This window comes from Ferrovibrio sp. GW821-FHT12B10 (assembly GCF_058807515.1).
This window is the reverse complement of the sequence record NZ_JBXAQT010000001.1, coordinates 715,493-729,704: the sequence shown is the minus strand read 5'-3', so window position 1 is coordinate 729,704 and position 14,212 is coordinate 715,493. Positions and strand designations below refer to the sequence as shown.

The window sequence follows — 14,212 nt, the reverse complement described above, 5'->3', positions numbered from 1 at the left end:
GGCGGGAAGCCGGGCCTCATCAAGCGAGCCTCCGGACGCCGACCAAGTGGTCATCGGGCCGGCGGCGAAGACGAGGCTAGCCATGATGATGCAGTTGAAGCAGCGGGTGTTCACCTATGAGGACGACAGCGGCGCTGCCGCCATCGCGCATCCCAGTTTGCGCGCCCTCTATGAACTCTGGAATACCAAACGCGGCACCCGGCAGGCGCCGCCGCGCAGCGATTTTTCCCCTGAAGAACTCCGCCCCTGGTTTGGCCATCTGATGATGATCGACTGCCTGCCCGGCGACGAATTCCGTTATCGCCTGTATGGCACCGAACTGGTGCGGATGTTTGGTTTCGATCTGACCAATCAACTGGTTGGCGATGCGCTGGTTTTCATCGGCGACAAACCGTTGCGCGAATACCGTCAGGTCTGCCGCATCGGCGCACCGGTGCATGCTTCGCGCACCAGCCCTTCGGCGCGTGAATTCCTGCAGGTCGACAAGCTGGCTCTGCCGCTGATGGAAGGCGGCGAGGTCACCCGCATTCTGGGGGCAATTTATCCCTCGGAAGAGGCGGCCTGATCGATGATGGCCGGCGAACGCACGGACGGGGAGTCGGGCGGTCCGCCGAAGCCGGAAGACACTACGGTGCCGGGGGCGCAGGAAAGCGTGATCTGGAATCCGCGCGCCGTCGATTGCCAGGGCGAGATCGCCCGCGAAATCCTCGAATACTGGCGCTACAAGTGCCGCGGCCGGCAGATGCCGGCGCGTGCCGATCTCGATCCGCTGGAAATGCGGCGCGCGCTCGGCCAGATGATCATGATGGAAATCCATCGCGACCCGTTGCGCTTCCGCACCCGGCTGGTGGGCAGTGGGCAGGCCCGGCGTCGTGGCCTCGATTTCACCAACAAGTGGCTGGACGAACTGCCACCCGATTACCGCGCGATGGTTTTGCCGCGCGCCGAGGCCGTGGCGACACGCGGTGAGGCGGTCTGCTCCCGGGTCCGGCGGATGATGGATGGTCGTTGGTTCGACTATGAAGCGCTCTGGCTGCCATTGAGTTCCGACGGCAAGATTCCGACGATGATCATCGTCTGCCAGGAGTTTTTCAGCAGTTAAGTGATCAAGCCGTCTTGCGTGCCGGGATCGACATCGCGGCCACGCCGATCAATACGAAGATCAAGCCGAGCCAGAGCGTCGACGACAGGGTTTCTCCCAAGAAAATCACACCGATGCCGACGCCGATCGGAATGCGCAGATAGGCCTGCGACGTCGTGCCGACCGAGCCCAGTGTGCGCACCAGTCGGAAGTAGATGGTGAAGGCCAGTGCGGTGGACAAGACCGAAAGGCCGATCAGCGCCATGATCGAACTGTCGGAGGGCGAGAGCGTCCAGGGCTGGTCGAGGATCAGGCTGGCCGGCACCAGGAGCACTGCGCCGCAGAGCAGCGAGCCGGTGGCCGGCACCATGGAATCCAGGTGCTTGAAGTTCTGCCCGTAGATGGCGGCCGCGCCGTAAGACAACGAAGACGCCACCAGTGCCAGCTGGCCCCAGAGATCCTGCCCTAAATCGCTCAGGGCGCCGATGCCGATGATCAGGCAAATACCGCCCAGTCCGGACGCCGTCCCGAACAGTTTCCGTCCCGTCACGGCTTCATGGCGGGTGATAGCCCATGTGATCAGGAAGGCGAAGATTGGCGTGGTGGAATTCAGGATCGCGGACAACCCCGCATCAATACGGGTTTCGGCCCAGGCGATCAGCGTGAAGGGCATCACGGAGTTCAGGCAGGCCTGGATGGCGAGATGCCGCCAGGTCGCCAGGTCGCGCGGCATACGGATGCCGCGCATGTGCATGATGAGCAGCAGTATGCTGCCGGCGATCACTGTGCGAGCCGCGATCAAGGTGACAGGCGGAATGGTGGCCACGCCCAGCTTGATGAAGGTGTAGGAGGCGCCCCAGAGTGTGGCCAGCGTCAACAATAGCAGGAGTTCCAAGACGAGCGGGCGGGCGGACGTAATGGCGGTTGACTGGGCGGTCATCATTGGGCTCTGGGAAGTGAGGCAGGGCATTACCATGCCATGACGCTGCGGCACGGTCAGCCCCTGACGCTACGGCGAAGGCCGAAGTGTTGCACTGCATTGTACCCATCCAATCAACGTCGCCATGGAACCAAGGCCCGCTTATCGCTTATCGTGAGCGGGGCAGTCGCGAGAGACGCTGCATTGGCAATGCCGCTTGAGACGGCAGGAGGGGACGTTCATGGAAGGCGATATCGTTACCGGAATACTGCTGCCGGCCATTCTGGCTTTCATCATGTTCTCGCTGGGCTTAGGGCTGACGGTGGGTGATTTCTCCCGCATCGTGCGACAGCCACGCGCGTTGCTGGTTGGCGTGCTGTGCCATTTCATCCTGCTGCCGCTGATCTGCTTCGCGCTGCTCAAACTGGTGGGCATGACCGGCACCTTCGCGATTGGCTTCATGATCCTGGCTGCCTGCCCCACCGGCACGACTTCGAATCTGTTGACCTATATTGCGCGTGGCGATGTGGCGCTGGCGGTCAGTTTCACGGCCGTCGCCAGTGTGGCGACCATCTTCACCTTGCCGCCGATCGTGATCTGGTCGATGCAGCATTTCGCCGGCAGCACTACACAGGCGGTGACGGTGCCGGTCGGTCTGATGATGGGCCAGATATTCCTGATGCTGGGCGTGCCGGTGGGTCTGGGCATGCTGGTGCGCCATCTCTGGTCAGCGGCAGCGCTGCGGTGGGAACCGCGAGCAACACGGTTGGCGGCGGTGCTGTTCATCCTGATCGTGCTGGGCGCCGTAGCGAAGAACTGGCCTCTGCTGCGCGACAATGCTGGCAGCCTGGCGGGCTTTGCCGTTGGGCTCAACCTGTTGATGCTGGCTTGCGGCTTCCTGGTTGCCTGGTTGGCTCGGCTGTCGCGTCCGCAGGCGGTAACGCTGGGCATCGAGACTGCCGTACAGAATGCGACGCTGGCCATCGTGATCGCCAGCACCGTGCTGCAGGACGATGCGCTGGCGGTGCCAGGCGGACTCTATGGCGTGCTGATGTATGCCGGTGGCCTGCTGTTCGCCTTTGGCATGCGGCGATTCAGCGGCCGGTGACGGGCTAGCGCACGAATGCCAGTCGTCGGTAGCTGAGTGCTTCCGCCACGTGATTGCGTGTCACACTGTCCGCACCCTCCAGGTCGGCGAGAGTGCGTGCGACCCGCAATACGCGGTGATAGCCGCGCGCGGTCAGATGCATGGTCTCGGCCGCCCGTGCGAGCAAGTCGCGCCCGAGTGCATCTGGTGCGGCCACCTGTTCCAGCAGTTCGCCATCGGCTTCGGCATTAGTGCGCACGCGCGCAGCGCCTGATTTTGCCAATGCAGTATAACGTTCGCGCTGGATGTCGCGCGCCGCGGCCACGCGGGCGGCGACGGTGGCGGAGTCTTCGCCAGGCGGCGGTGCGGTCAGGTCCGAGACCGCCACCGCCGGTACATCCAGGGTGAGATCGATTCGATCAAGCAGAGGGCCGCTCAGGCGCGCCTGATATTCGCCGGCGCATTTGGGTGCGCGGGCACAGGCCAGGGATGCATCGTCCAGATGACCACAGCGACAGGGGTTCATTGCCGCCACCAGCTGCACGCGGGCGGGATAGCTGACATGCGCATTGGCACGGGCGACCACGGCCTGTCCGGTTTCCAGCGGCTGGCGTAAGGAGTCGAGCGTCTGGCGATTGAACTCCGGCAGTTCGTCCAGGAACAGCACGCCTAGATGCGCAAGGCTGACTTCGCCGGGTTTGGCGCGCAGGCCACCGCCGATGAGCGCTGCCATGGATGCCGAATGATGCGGTGCACGGTAGGGGCGGCGACGGGTGAGCCGGCCGTCGGCGATCTGGCCGGCCAGCGAGGCGATCATGCTGACTTCCAGAATCTCGGCTGAGTCCAGAGGCGGCAGGATGCCGGGCAGCCGTTGCGCCAGCATCGATTTGCCCGAACCCGGCGGGCCGATGAATAGGAGATTGTGGGCGCCGGCCGCGGCGATCTCGAGCGCGCGTTTGGCGCTGTCCTGCCCCTTGATGTCGCGCAGGTCTGGCACGGCACGGCTGTCCTCGGCGATCCGCGCCTGCGGCGGGATCAGGATCTGGGTGCCCTTGAAATGGTTGATCAGCGCCAGCAGTGTTGGCGCGGCCAGCACGCGCGTCGCATCGCCGGCCCAGGCCGCTTCGCCACCCTGCACATGCGGACAGATCATGCCGCGATCCTCTGCATGGGCCGCCAGCGCTGCTGGCAGGATGCCGGTCACCGCGCCCACCGCACCATCCAGCCCCAGCTCACCCAGCGCCACATAACCGTCGAGCATATCCCCCGGCAACACGTTCATCGCGGCCAGGAGGGCCAGCGCGATCGGCAGGTCGTAGTGACTGCCTTCCTTCGGCAGGTCGGCCGGTGCCAGGTTGACGGTGATGCGTTTGGGCGGCAGCGCGAGTCCGATGGCGCCGAGCGCCCCACGTACCCGCTCGCGACTTTCCCCCACCGCCTTGTCGGCCAGGCCGACGACGCTGAAGGCCGGCAGGCCATTGGCGAGCTGTACCTGCACATCCACTGGCATGACCTCGATGCCCTGGAAGGCGACGGTTCGGCAGCGGGCAACCATGGCAGCTCTCGTTTATCGTTTGTTCGCTCAAACTCAATCACCTCCGATTGAGTCTTTCAAGTCAATCTCCCGCAAATGGAATATGGGTGTATGCGACATTGAAACGCTTGGCACCTTCGTTGTCCCGGGCTACACAGGCGCTGCACCCTTTGGGGAGTAGCCGTCTGCCGCCTCGCAAGAGGCCGAGCAGGGAGAGCGTCAACAGACTAGGCGAGCGGAGACCAGCCCTCTCGCCTTGGCGCTTTCGGACCGGAGTGCAACGCTTCGGTATGGCGAGACCTTAGGCTTGTACTGTCGACACCCGGACCGGGCGGCGACGGGACAGCCTATGGCCTCATTCGCCGCCCGGTCCCCGTCCAGTGCCCCATGCTCACAGCCTTCCTCACCACCACCGGCGTCGTCGCCATCGCCGAGATCGGGGACAAGACCCAGCTCCTGTCGCTGCTGCTGGCGGCCCGCTTTCGCCGGCCTTGGCCAATCCTGGCCGGTATACTCGTCGCCACTATCGGCAATCACCTGGCCGCTGCTGCACTCGGCGTCTGGCTACAGGGCCAGTTCGATGAGCGTATCCTGCGCTGGATTCTGGCGGCCAGCTTTGTGGCCATGGCGATCTGGACCCTGATCCCCGATACGCTGGACGAGGATGCCGCTCCCAAAGCAGGCCGCTGGGGCGCCTTTCTCACCACGCTAATCGCCTTCTTCGTGGCCGAGATCGGCGACAAGACTCAACTTGCGACCACGGCGTTGGCGGCACGATTCGACGCCATCCTGTTGGTTACCTTGGGCAGTACGCTGGGGCTGATGCTGGCGAATGTGCCGGTGGTGATCCTGGGCGAAAAGTTGATGCGCCGTCTGCCGCTCGCGCCAGTGCGTTATGTCACGGCGGGCGCTTTCATCATTCTTGGGGTGGCGGTTTTGTTCATCTCGGGAAATTGAACGCAAGTGCACAAAAAGGTTGCAGGTCCAACGAAATCGTTGGTCTGCAGCCGGCTTTGCCTTAAGACTCCTGGTTCTGAGGAAACGCGCGCGACCGGATCAACCGGCGTGCTTGGAAGGGAGAGATCACATGCGGCGGATTCTGGTACTCACTACGGCGGTTCTTGCCGCAGTCACCTTCAGTCCTGATGCGGTGCTGGCGCAGGCCTGGCCCGATAAACCGATCACTATGATTGTACCCTTCCCGGCCGGCGGCGGCACCGATGCCTTCGCCCGGCCGCTGGCCGCTCATCTCGGTAACAAGCTCGGCAAGCAGATCATCATCGACAACCGCGGTGGCGCTGGCGGTACGGTTGGTGCCAGTGTGGCGGCACGCTCGACGCCTGACGGCTATACTTATTTCATCGGCGCCGCCCATCATGCGATCGCCCCGGCCGTTTATCCCAAGCTCGACTACGACATCGAGAAAGATTTCATCCCGGTCGCGCTGCTTGCTCAGCCGCCACAGGTGGTGGTGATCAACACCAGCCGCACCTCGGCCACCACGCTCAAGCAGCTGATTGACGAAGCCAAGGCGAAGCCGGGTAAGCTGTCCTATGGTTCGGCCGGCAATGGCACCTCGCATCACCTGGCTGGCGAGATGTTCAAGATGCTGACCAAAACGGATATCGCGCATGTGCCTTATCGCGGCGCCGGCCCGGCCATGCAGGACCTGGTGGGGGGGCAGGCAATCGAGATGATCTTCGATGGTCTCGGTTCTTCGGCCGCGCAGATCAAGGGTGGTCGTATCAAGGCGCTGGCGGTGGCCGCGGCCAAGCGCTCGCCGGCCTTCCCCGATGTGCCGACGGCCGCCGAAGCAGGTGTGCCTGGCTATGAGGTCTCGACCTGGTATGGCATGTGGGCGCCCAAAGGTACCCCGGCACCGATCATCGAGCGCATGACCAAGGAAGTGCAGGCAGCGATGGCGACGCCGGAGTTGACGGAAATCTGGAAGAACAACGGTTCCGAAGTGCCCAACATCACGGGCGCGGCTTTCGGTACCTTCCTCAATACCGAGATCAAGCGCTGGGGCGAAGTGGCCAAGGCTTCGGGCGCCCGGATCGACTAAAGTCGATCCTCACCAATTCTTGCCGAACATGGAACCGGCCGCCTTTGGGCGGCCGGTTTTTTTATGTGACAATCCCGCATGGCCTGTGGCCCGGATGTGGCCGAATTGGCTAGACTGGGGTGCAGAGGCAGGCTGAGAGCACATGACCAAGATTGCCGGTAAACGCTACAAGAAGGCAGAGATCGAAACTCTGCTCGATGCGCTCAAGCGCCAGACCCGCCGCGCCCGCAAGATTGCCGAAGATGCCATCGCCCGCATCAGCAAGGCGGCCTACGAGCCCTATTACGAATATCGCAGTGCACTAACCGAGATCGAAGGGGTGTTGGTGCTGATTGAAGACCGCATGGAAAATGCGGAGGCCGACGCGCTGGCCCAGATGAAGGATTATCACAGCACGCTGATCATCGATCTGCTACGCATGAAGATCGAGGTGGTGCTGCGTGTCTTTCCGGCATTGGAGAATGCCGAAGTGCTGCCGATGGGTACGCAGAAAGTCTTTCTCTCGACCATCTGGGAACTGCATGAAACGGTGGGGCGTATCGACCGCGAACAAATCCAGGGCATTCTGGATGACGATGCGCGCAAACGCCTGACCGTGGCTGAGACCATCCTGCGCGAAGTATCCGAGCGGGCCCCGGCTCTGATGGAGCTGGCCCAGAAGGAATCGCACGGGGCCTGATTACAGTGTCCCCTCAGGGGGCTGAAAGCTCGTGATACTGCCGGGCGTAGAACATGCGATGCGCTGTCTGGGTCTGTGCCGCCGCCTGTTTGCGGATCAGTTCTGGTAAGGCCTCAGGCTCAATCGGTTCCAGCTGGTAAGGGCCGGTGCGCATTTTATAGGGCATCAGGCCGCCCTTGGGCGTGAGCACCACCGCATTGTTGCCATCACCTACAGCCACATCGAAATTATGCGCCATTGCGATGCGGCCGCGACCATCCTTTGGCGCTCGCCTGAGGTCGATGCCGAAAAAGGGGCTGTCGTAACTCAGGCCCAGCACGCCCATGAGCGTCGGCCCGATGTCCATGCTTGAGCCTAGCGCGGGGTTGCGCTCGGGTTTGATATATTTTGGCGCCAGGATAACCACAGGCACGCGGAAGGCCTGGACCGGAATCTGCGCCGCCCCCCAGACCTTGGGGCCGTGATCGCCCAGCATCACGAACACCGTGTCGTCAAACCAGGGCTTCTTTTTCGCCGCCTCGATGAACTGGCCGAGGGCCCAGTCGGCATAGGCGGCGGCATGGTCGCGAGCATTCGGCGCAGGCTTGAATGGCACGCGTCCCTCAGGGAACATGAAGGGCCGGTGGTTGGTGACGGTCAGCGCGCTGAAGAAGAAGGGGCCGGGTTCGGCCGCCATCTGGTCGATGCGATTGAGCGCTTCCTTGAACATGTATTCGTCGGCCACGCCCCAGATGGTCTTGAAGCTCTGATCGGCGATGTCGCTCTGGCCCATCACCTTGTCGAAGCCGATGGTCTTCCAGAAATAGCCCATGTTGTCGAAACTGGTGGGGCCGCCATAGAGGAATGCCGTGCGGTAGCCGAATTTCTCCAGCAGGAAAGGCAGTGAGTTCATGCCTTCCGAGCCGGCGCGACGGGCCGTAGAAATACCGGGGATCGGCGGGAAGGACGTGAAGACCGCCTCCAGAGCGCGCACCGTGCGGTCGCCGGTGGCGTAGATGTTGGTGAACAGCAGGCCCTCGTCGGCAATACGATGCCAGTTCGGCGACATCGTCTGCCAATAGTCCTTCTGTTTGGGATCGAAGACATCCTCGAAATAGACCGAGCCGAAAGACTCTTCCAGAATCAGCACCACGTTCAGCTTCTTCGCCGGAGCCGGACCGTTGTCGACATGGCGGCGGATGCTGCGCTCGTTCGGGGCGGCAAGGTTGGAGGTGTTGTCCTGTTTCACCATATCGCGCAGCAGCGGAAGGGCCTCTTCTTCCGGGATGCCGGCATAGACGCCGTCATATTTGCTGTCATTGGTGAAATAGGCATTCAAGATACTATGCATGCCGTTGACCGCCAGTTCATTGACGGTGCGGGTTGCGACCGGCTCCCAGGGGCCGAACAGTATGAAGGGCAGGGCGAAGACAAAGGTGAAGGCCGCGGCAGCCAGCGCGCGGCGCCGCTCGCCTTTCACAAAAGGCGCTTTCAAGGCCTGGGTCAGACGGCGCCACAGCAAGGCGTAGATCAGCAGAACCACCGCCCCGATCGGTGGCAGGTAATACCGCAGGTCGAAGGACTCGCGGATATTGCCGATCACTTCCTTGGGGAAGATCAGATAATAGACGGCAATACCGTTGAAGCGGCTGTTGTATTCCTCCCAGAAGAACAGCTCGGCCACGGCGCTAAACACGACGAGGCCAAGGAGTGCAAGCAGCAGCAGATGTGCCGCAATCATTCCCGGGCGCCAGCGCAGTGGTCGGGCAAACAGGTACAACCCCAGCAGGAAAGGCAGGCCCAGCAGCAGGCCGGTGGCCAGGTCGTCGGCCAGCCCCACGATCCAGGCCGCGGCGAAGGCGCCGATCGAATCCGGCGTGTCGCTCGCGACCCAGATCGTCAGGGCCAGGCGAACAAGAGCCGCTGCCCCTACGAAAATGGCGATGCAAGTAAGCCAGAGCTGTAAACGTTTCGACATGGCGGGAGTGTGCGTCATCCCAGTCGCCTTCGCGACTGCCAGAAACCCTAATTTTATACGGAGGTTGCGGCCTGCGTCACAATGATGGTTGCGCGCAGGCCCCGACTCCGGGTAGAAGGGCCACGGGACACGCCCCCCCAACGGGGCGCTTACTATCTGGAAGGATAGACACATGACGAAGCCTGCCCTGCGCCCCAAATCCGCGCATTTTTCTTCCGGCCCCTGCGCTAAGCGCCCCGGCTGGACTCCCGAAATCCTCAAGAATGCCCTGCTGGGTCGTTCGCATCGTTCCAAAGAGGGCAAGGCCCGCTTGGTCGAGGCGATTGAGCTGCATCGCAAGATCCTCGGCATCCCCGCTGACTACAAGATCGGCATTGTGCCGGCCTCCGATACCGGCGCTGTCGAGATGGCGCTGTGGTCGCTGCTGGGCGAGCGCGGCGTCGATGTTCTGGCCTGGGAAAGCTTTGGCGCCGGCTGGGGCTCGGATATCGCCAAGGAGCTTAAGCTCAAGGATGTCCGTACGCTGAAGGCTGGCTATGGTGCGATCCCCGACCTGACCCAGGTCGACTGGAGCCGCGACGTCGTCTTCACCTGGAACGGCACCACCTCGGGCGTGAAGGTTCCCAACGGCGACTGGATCGCCGCCGACCGCCAGGGCCTCGCCATCTGCGACGCCACTTCCGCCGTTTTCGCTATGGACCTGCCGTGGTCGAAACTGGATGTCACCACCTGGTCCTGGCAGAAGGCGACAGGCGGCGAAGCCGCGCATGGCATGATCGTGCTGAGCCCGCGCGCTGTGAAACGTCTTGAGACTTACACCCCGGCCTGGCCGTTGCCGAAGATCTTCCGCATGGCCAAGGACGGCAAGCTGATCGAAGGCATCTTCAAGGGCGAAACCATCAACACGCCCTCGATGCTCTGCGTCGAAGACATCATCGACGCGCTGAAGTGGGGCGACAGCGTTGGTGGCCTCAAGGGCATGATCAGCCGCTCGGAAGCCAATCTTAAGGCGATCACTGACTGGGCGGCCAAGACCACCTGGGTCGACTTCCTCGCCGGCGATGTTGCCGTGCGTTCCAACACTTCGATCTGCCTCAAGGTGGTCGATCCCTGGTTCACCGCACTCGGCGAGAAAGACCAGGAAGCCGCTGCCAAGCAGATCGCTGCCGTGCTGGAGAAAGAGGGTGTGGCCCTCGACATCGCCGCTTATCGCGACGCGCCTCCGGGCTTGCGCATCTGGGGTGGTGCCACGGTGGAAACCGCCGATGTGGCGGCACTCTGCCCCTGGCTGGACTGGGCCTTCGCCGAAGTGAAAGCCACCTACAAGCCGGCTGCAGCCGCCTGATCTGTTCGGGCGCGACTTCGGTCGCGCCCGCTTCCCTTATCCCCATTCTGACATCCGAGGACTATCCCATGGTCAAGGTTCTGATCTCCGACGAACTGAGCCCCGCCGCCGTCGACATCTTCAAGACACGCGGCGTCGAGGTCGACATCAAGACCGGTTTGAAGCCGGAAGAATTGCTCGCCATCATTGGCGACTATGATGGTCTTGCCATCCGCTCGGCCACCAAGGTCACCGCCAAGGTGCTGGAAGCCGCAAAGAAGTTGAAGGTCGTCGGTCGCGCCGGCATTGGTGTCGACAATGTCGACATTCCGGCCGCCACTGCCCGTGGCGTCTGCGTCATGAACACACCGTTCGGCAATTCGATCACCACCGCCGAACATGCCGTTGCCATGATGATGGCACTGGCCCGGGAAATTCCGCTGGCCGACCGCTCCACCCAGGCCGGCAAGTGGGAAAAGAACCGCTTCATGGGCGTCGAAATGTACGGCAAGACGCTTGGCCTGATCGGGTGCGGCAATATCGGTTCCATCGTGGCCGACCGTGCCCAGGGCCTTAAGATGAAGGTGATCGGCTATGATCCCTTCCTCACCCCGGAGCGCGCCACGTCGCTGGGTATCGAGAAGGTCGAGCTGGACGACCTGCTGGCCCGCGCCGATTTCATCAGTCTGCACACCCCCCTGACCGAGCAGACCAAGAACATCCTTGATGCCAAGGCGCTGGCCAAGGCCAAGAAGGGCGTGCGCATCGTCAACTGCGCCCGCGGCGGCCTGGTCGACGAAGCAGCTCTGAAGGCTGCCCTCGATAGCGGTCATGTTGCCGGCGCGGCCTTCGACGTCTTCGTAACCGAGCCGGCAAAGGAAAACGTGCTGTTCGGCCATGAGCGTTTTGTTGCGACCCCGCATCTGGGCGCCTCGACCAATGAAGCTCAGGAAAATGTCGCCCTCCAGGTAGCCGAACAGATTGCAGATTACCTGTTGAACGGCGCGGTGACCAATGCGCTGAACATGCCGTCGGTTTCGGCCGAAGATGCACCGAAGCTGAAGCCCTACATGACGCTGGCTGCCCAGCTCGGCAGCTTCGTTGGCCAGCTGGCGGAAGCCAATCTGACCAAGGTTGTGATCGAATATGAAGGCCATGTCGCGACACTGAACACCCGTCCGCTGACCGCCATCGTGCTGGAAGGCCTGCTGCGCCGCCAGCTCAGCAGCGTCAACATGGTCAACGCGCCGCTGGTGGCCAAGGAACGTAACATCGAGGTCTCCGAGGTCAAACATGACCGCGAGGGCGACTATCAGACCCTGATGCGCGTCACCATCCATGCCGATAAGGTACGCCACCTGTCCGGCACACTGTTCGCCAACAAGAACCCGCGCGTGGTCGAGATCAAGGGTATCGATATCGACGCCGAACTGGGTCCGCACATGCTCTATGTCACCAATGCCGACAAGCCGGGTTTCATCGGCCGTCTGGGTACGGTGCTGGGTGATGCGGGTATCAACATTGCCACCTTCCACCTCGGTCGCGCGTCACGGGGTGAGGATGCGATCTGCCTGGTTGAGGTCGACGGCCCGATCCCGGCCGATGTGGCGGAAAAGGTGAAAGCCATCCCCGGCGTGCGTCAGGCGACCCCGCTGCAGTTCTAAGTCAAGCCTTAAGTCTCCGATTCCCGTCTTTACCCGGGCCGGATGAGCCGCTTAACTGATCGTGCCCCCGCAACATGGAGCAGGATCAATGGCTCGTCTGGCCCGGTTTGTTTTTACGCTTGCACTGCCGCTGGCTCTGATCGCCTGCGGGCCGCCGTCCACCGAAGAGGCTTTGAAGAAAGCCGAACCGGTGAAGACCAAGGCGGAACTTGAGAAAGTGTTGGGCAAGCCTACCGAGCTGCAGAAGCTCGGGCCGCTGGAGCAGTGGACATACAAGACCAGCGACGGTTCGGTCACCTTCGTGATCACGGGTGACAGCGTTACGCTGGCCTCTGGCGGCACCACCAAGAAGAACTGATTTCGCGTCTCAGGGTTTGGCAATGTTGAAGAGTCTGGCCGTCGCCTGCGGTTTGCTGGTGCTGACCGTAGCACCAGCAATGGCCGGCGTGACCTGCACCCTGGTGATCGATGCGATCGATGGTCGCGTGCTGCATGAAACTGGCGATTGCGTCACGCGCAACAGCCCGGCCTCCACCTTCAAGGTGCCGCTGGCGGTGATGGGTTTCGATGCCGACATCCTGCAGGATGTCCATGCGCCGGTTTGGCCCTATCGCGAGGACTACAAGGCTTCGCGAGAGGGGGTGAGGAAGTCCACCGATCCTGCCTATTGGCTTGAACAATCTGTGGTCTGGTATTCGCAGCGACTGACCCAGCAGATGGGCCTGCCGCTGTTCCAGCGCTACGTCGACAGCCTGGACTATGGCAACCGCGACCTCTCTGGCGATCCAGGTCGCAGCAACGGCCTGACGCAGTCTTGGCTGGCGTCTTCGCTGCAGATATCGCCGCGTGAGCAAGTCGCCTTCCTGCGCCGGCTGCTGGCGCACAGCCTGCCGGTATCGAAGGCGGCTCAGGAAAAGACGATCGCCAGCATGCCCGCTTTTCAATCCAGTGACGGCTGGGACGTTCGCGGCAAGACGGGGGCGGATTCACAGCCGAAGATGGATGGCAGCGGCCTGGATACTGATCGGCTGTTCGGTTGGTTCGTCGGCTGGGCCGGCAAGGATGGCCGCACTGTCGTCTTTGCCCGCCTGATCAAGGATGAGGGACGGATGGAAACCTATCCCAGCTATCGCGCGCGTGAGGGCCTGCTGGTCGAACTGTCGAAACTGGTGGCGGGAAATTAGGGCGTCGGCGCTGCGTAGCTGCGGCCGCCGAAGATGGCGCTGCCGACACGCACATGGGTCGCCCCAAGCATCGCCGCAGTCTCGAAATCGCCACTCATACCCATGCTAAGCTGATCGATGCCGTTGCGCTTTGCGATCTTGTTGAGCAGGGCGAAATGCGGGGCCGGCTCTTCCTCTGCCGGTGGAATGCACATTAGGCCGACGACGGGCAGGTCGAGCGCGCGGCAGCTGGCGATGAAGGCGTCGGCCTCACGCGGCGTGCACCCGGCCTTCTGCGGCTCCTCGCCGGTATTGACCTGCACGAAGCACGGCAGGCGACGGCCGCTTTTCCCGAATTCCTTGGCCAGTTCCTCGGCCAGGCTCTGGCGGTCCAGCGTATGGATCACATCGAAATGCGCGACTGCCTGCTTCACCTTGTTGGTCTGTAGCGGACCGATCAGATGCAGCACCAGATCGGGATAGGCCTTCCGCAACTCGGGATACTTGGCCATGCCTTCCTGAACGCGGTTCTCGCCGAAATGGCGCTGACCGGCGGCGAGCGCCTCGGCTACCGCTTCGGCAGGGAAGGTCTTGGCCACGGCGATCAGGGTGACAGCGCCGGGCTTGCGGCCGGCCTCGGCGGCGGCATCTGCAAGGCGTCCGCGGATGTCTGCGAGACGGGCGGCGAGGCTGTCGGATGCTTCCGGCGGCGGCTGGGTCATGGCAGGCTGCACTGATG

At 62.7% G+C, this 14,212-nt stretch carries 14 protein-coding genes; 10 read left to right on the top strand and 4 right to left on the bottom strand.

Annotated elements, in window-relative coordinates; all coding sequences use genetic code 11:
* The first annotated feature begins 82 nt into the window (after nt 1-82).
* A complete protein-coding gene (locus AC1RRT_RS03770; protein ID WP_493012368.1) occupies nt 83-565 on the top strand; it encodes a PAS domain-containing protein in 483 nt (160 codons plus the stop codon).
* Nucleotides 566-568: 3 nt separating this feature from the next.
* Nucleotides 569-1,102 carry a PAS domain-containing protein gene (locus AC1RRT_RS03765; RefSeq protein ID WP_493012367.1) on the top strand — a complete coding sequence of 178 codons (534 nt, stop codon included), beginning with the start codon at nt 569-571 and terminating at the stop codon, nt 1,100-1,102.
* 4 nt (nt 1,103-1,106) lie between these two features.
* On the opposite strand, the gene AC1RRT_RS03760 is transcribed toward AC1RRT_RS03765, so the two are convergent.
* The gene (locus tag AC1RRT_RS03760) at nt 1,107-2,021 is read right to left on the bottom strand and encodes a DMT family transporter (protein ID WP_493012366.1); all 915 of its coding nucleotides are present in this window, start codon (nt 2,019-2,021) and stop codon (nt 1,107-1,109) included.
* A 220-nt stretch (nt 2,022-2,241) separates the two neighbouring features.
* On the opposite strand from AC1RRT_RS03760, the gene AC1RRT_RS03755 reads away from it, so the two are divergent.
* Nucleotides 2,242-3,108 carry a bile acid:sodium symporter family protein gene (locus AC1RRT_RS03755; protein WP_493012365.1) on the top strand — a complete coding sequence of 289 codons (867 nt, stop codon included), beginning with the start codon at nt 2,242-2,244 and terminating at the stop codon, nt 3,106-3,108.
* A gap of 4 nt (nt 3,109-3,112) precedes the next feature.
* Here the strand turns inward: AC1RRT_RS03755 and AC1RRT_RS03750 are convergent, their stop codons facing one another.
* The gene (locus AC1RRT_RS03750; RefSeq protein WP_493012364.1) at nt 3,113-4,642 is read right to left on the bottom strand and encodes a YifB family Mg chelatase-like AAA ATPase; all 1,530 of its coding nucleotides are present in this window, start codon (nt 4,640-4,642) and stop codon (nt 3,113-3,115) included.
* A gap of 366 nt (nt 4,643-5,008) precedes the next feature.
* Between AC1RRT_RS03750 and AC1RRT_RS03745 the strand changes: the two genes are divergently transcribed.
* From AC1RRT_RS03745 to AC1RRT_RS03735, 3 genes are all read left to right on the top strand, one after another.
* Nucleotides 5,009-5,578 carry a TMEM165/GDT1 family protein gene (locus tag AC1RRT_RS03745; protein ID WP_493012363.1) on the top strand — a complete coding sequence of 190 codons (570 nt, stop codon included), beginning with the start codon at nt 5,009-5,011 and terminating at the stop codon, nt 5,576-5,578.
* A gap of 130 nt (nt 5,579-5,708) precedes the next feature.
* Nucleotides 5,709-6,686: a Bug family tripartite tricarboxylate transporter substrate binding protein gene (locus tag AC1RRT_RS03740; RefSeq protein ID WP_493012362.1), complete on the top strand. Its 978-nt coding sequence runs from the start codon at nt 5,709-5,711 to the stop codon at nt 6,684-6,686.
* Nucleotides 6,687-6,828: 142 nt separating this feature from the next.
* On the top strand, nt 6,829-7,365 hold the full coding sequence (locus tag AC1RRT_RS03735) for a hypothetical protein (RefSeq protein WP_493012361.1): 537 nt from the start codon (nt 6,829-6,831) through the stop codon (nt 7,363-7,365).
* Between the two features lie 13 nt (nt 7,366-7,378).
* On the opposite strand, the gene AC1RRT_RS03730 is transcribed toward AC1RRT_RS03735, so the two are convergent.
* Nucleotides 7,379-9,340, bottom strand: coding sequence for an LTA synthase family protein (locus AC1RRT_RS03730; protein WP_493012360.1), 1,962 nt, complete (start codon nt 9,338-9,340; stop codon nt 7,379-7,381).
* Between the two features lie 154 nt (nt 9,341-9,494).
* Here AC1RRT_RS03730 and AC1RRT_RS03725 point away from each other — a divergent pair, with 154 nt between their 5' ends.
* The 4 genes from AC1RRT_RS03725 to blaOXA all read left to right on the top strand — a co-directional run bounded on the left by AC1RRT_RS03725 (nt 9,495) and on the right by blaOXA (nt 13,494).
* Nucleotides 9,495-10,667: a phosphoserine transaminase gene (locus AC1RRT_RS03725; RefSeq protein WP_493012359.1), complete on the top strand. Its 1,173-nt coding sequence runs from the start codon at nt 9,495-9,497 to the stop codon at nt 10,665-10,667.
* 68 nt (nt 10,668-10,735) lie between these two features.
* Nucleotides 10,736-12,310, top strand: a complete 1,575-nt coding sequence (serA, locus tag AC1RRT_RS03720) for a phosphoglycerate dehydrogenase (RefSeq protein WP_493012358.1) — start codon at nt 10,736-10,738, stop codon at nt 12,308-12,310.
* Between the two features lie 88 nt (nt 12,311-12,398).
* The gene (locus tag AC1RRT_RS03715) at nt 12,399-12,668 is read left to right on the top strand and encodes a hypothetical protein (protein WP_493012357.1); all 270 of its coding nucleotides are present in this window, start codon (nt 12,399-12,401) and stop codon (nt 12,666-12,668) included.
* Nucleotides 12,669-12,690: 22 nt separating this feature from the next.
* Complete coding sequence (blaOXA, locus tag AC1RRT_RS03710) at nt 12,691-13,494, top strand: class D beta-lactamase (RefSeq protein WP_493012356.1); 804 nt, start codon at nt 12,691-12,693, stop codon at nt 13,492-13,494.
* Here the strand turns inward: blaOXA and AC1RRT_RS03705 are convergent.
* On the bottom strand, nt 13,491-14,195 hold the full coding sequence (locus AC1RRT_RS03705; protein WP_493012355.1) for a YggS family pyridoxal phosphate-dependent enzyme: 705 nt from the start codon (nt 14,193-14,195) through the stop codon (nt 13,491-13,493). The genes blaOXA and AC1RRT_RS03705 overlap by 4 nt on opposite strands.
* Nucleotides 14,196-14,212: the final 17 nt, after the last annotated feature.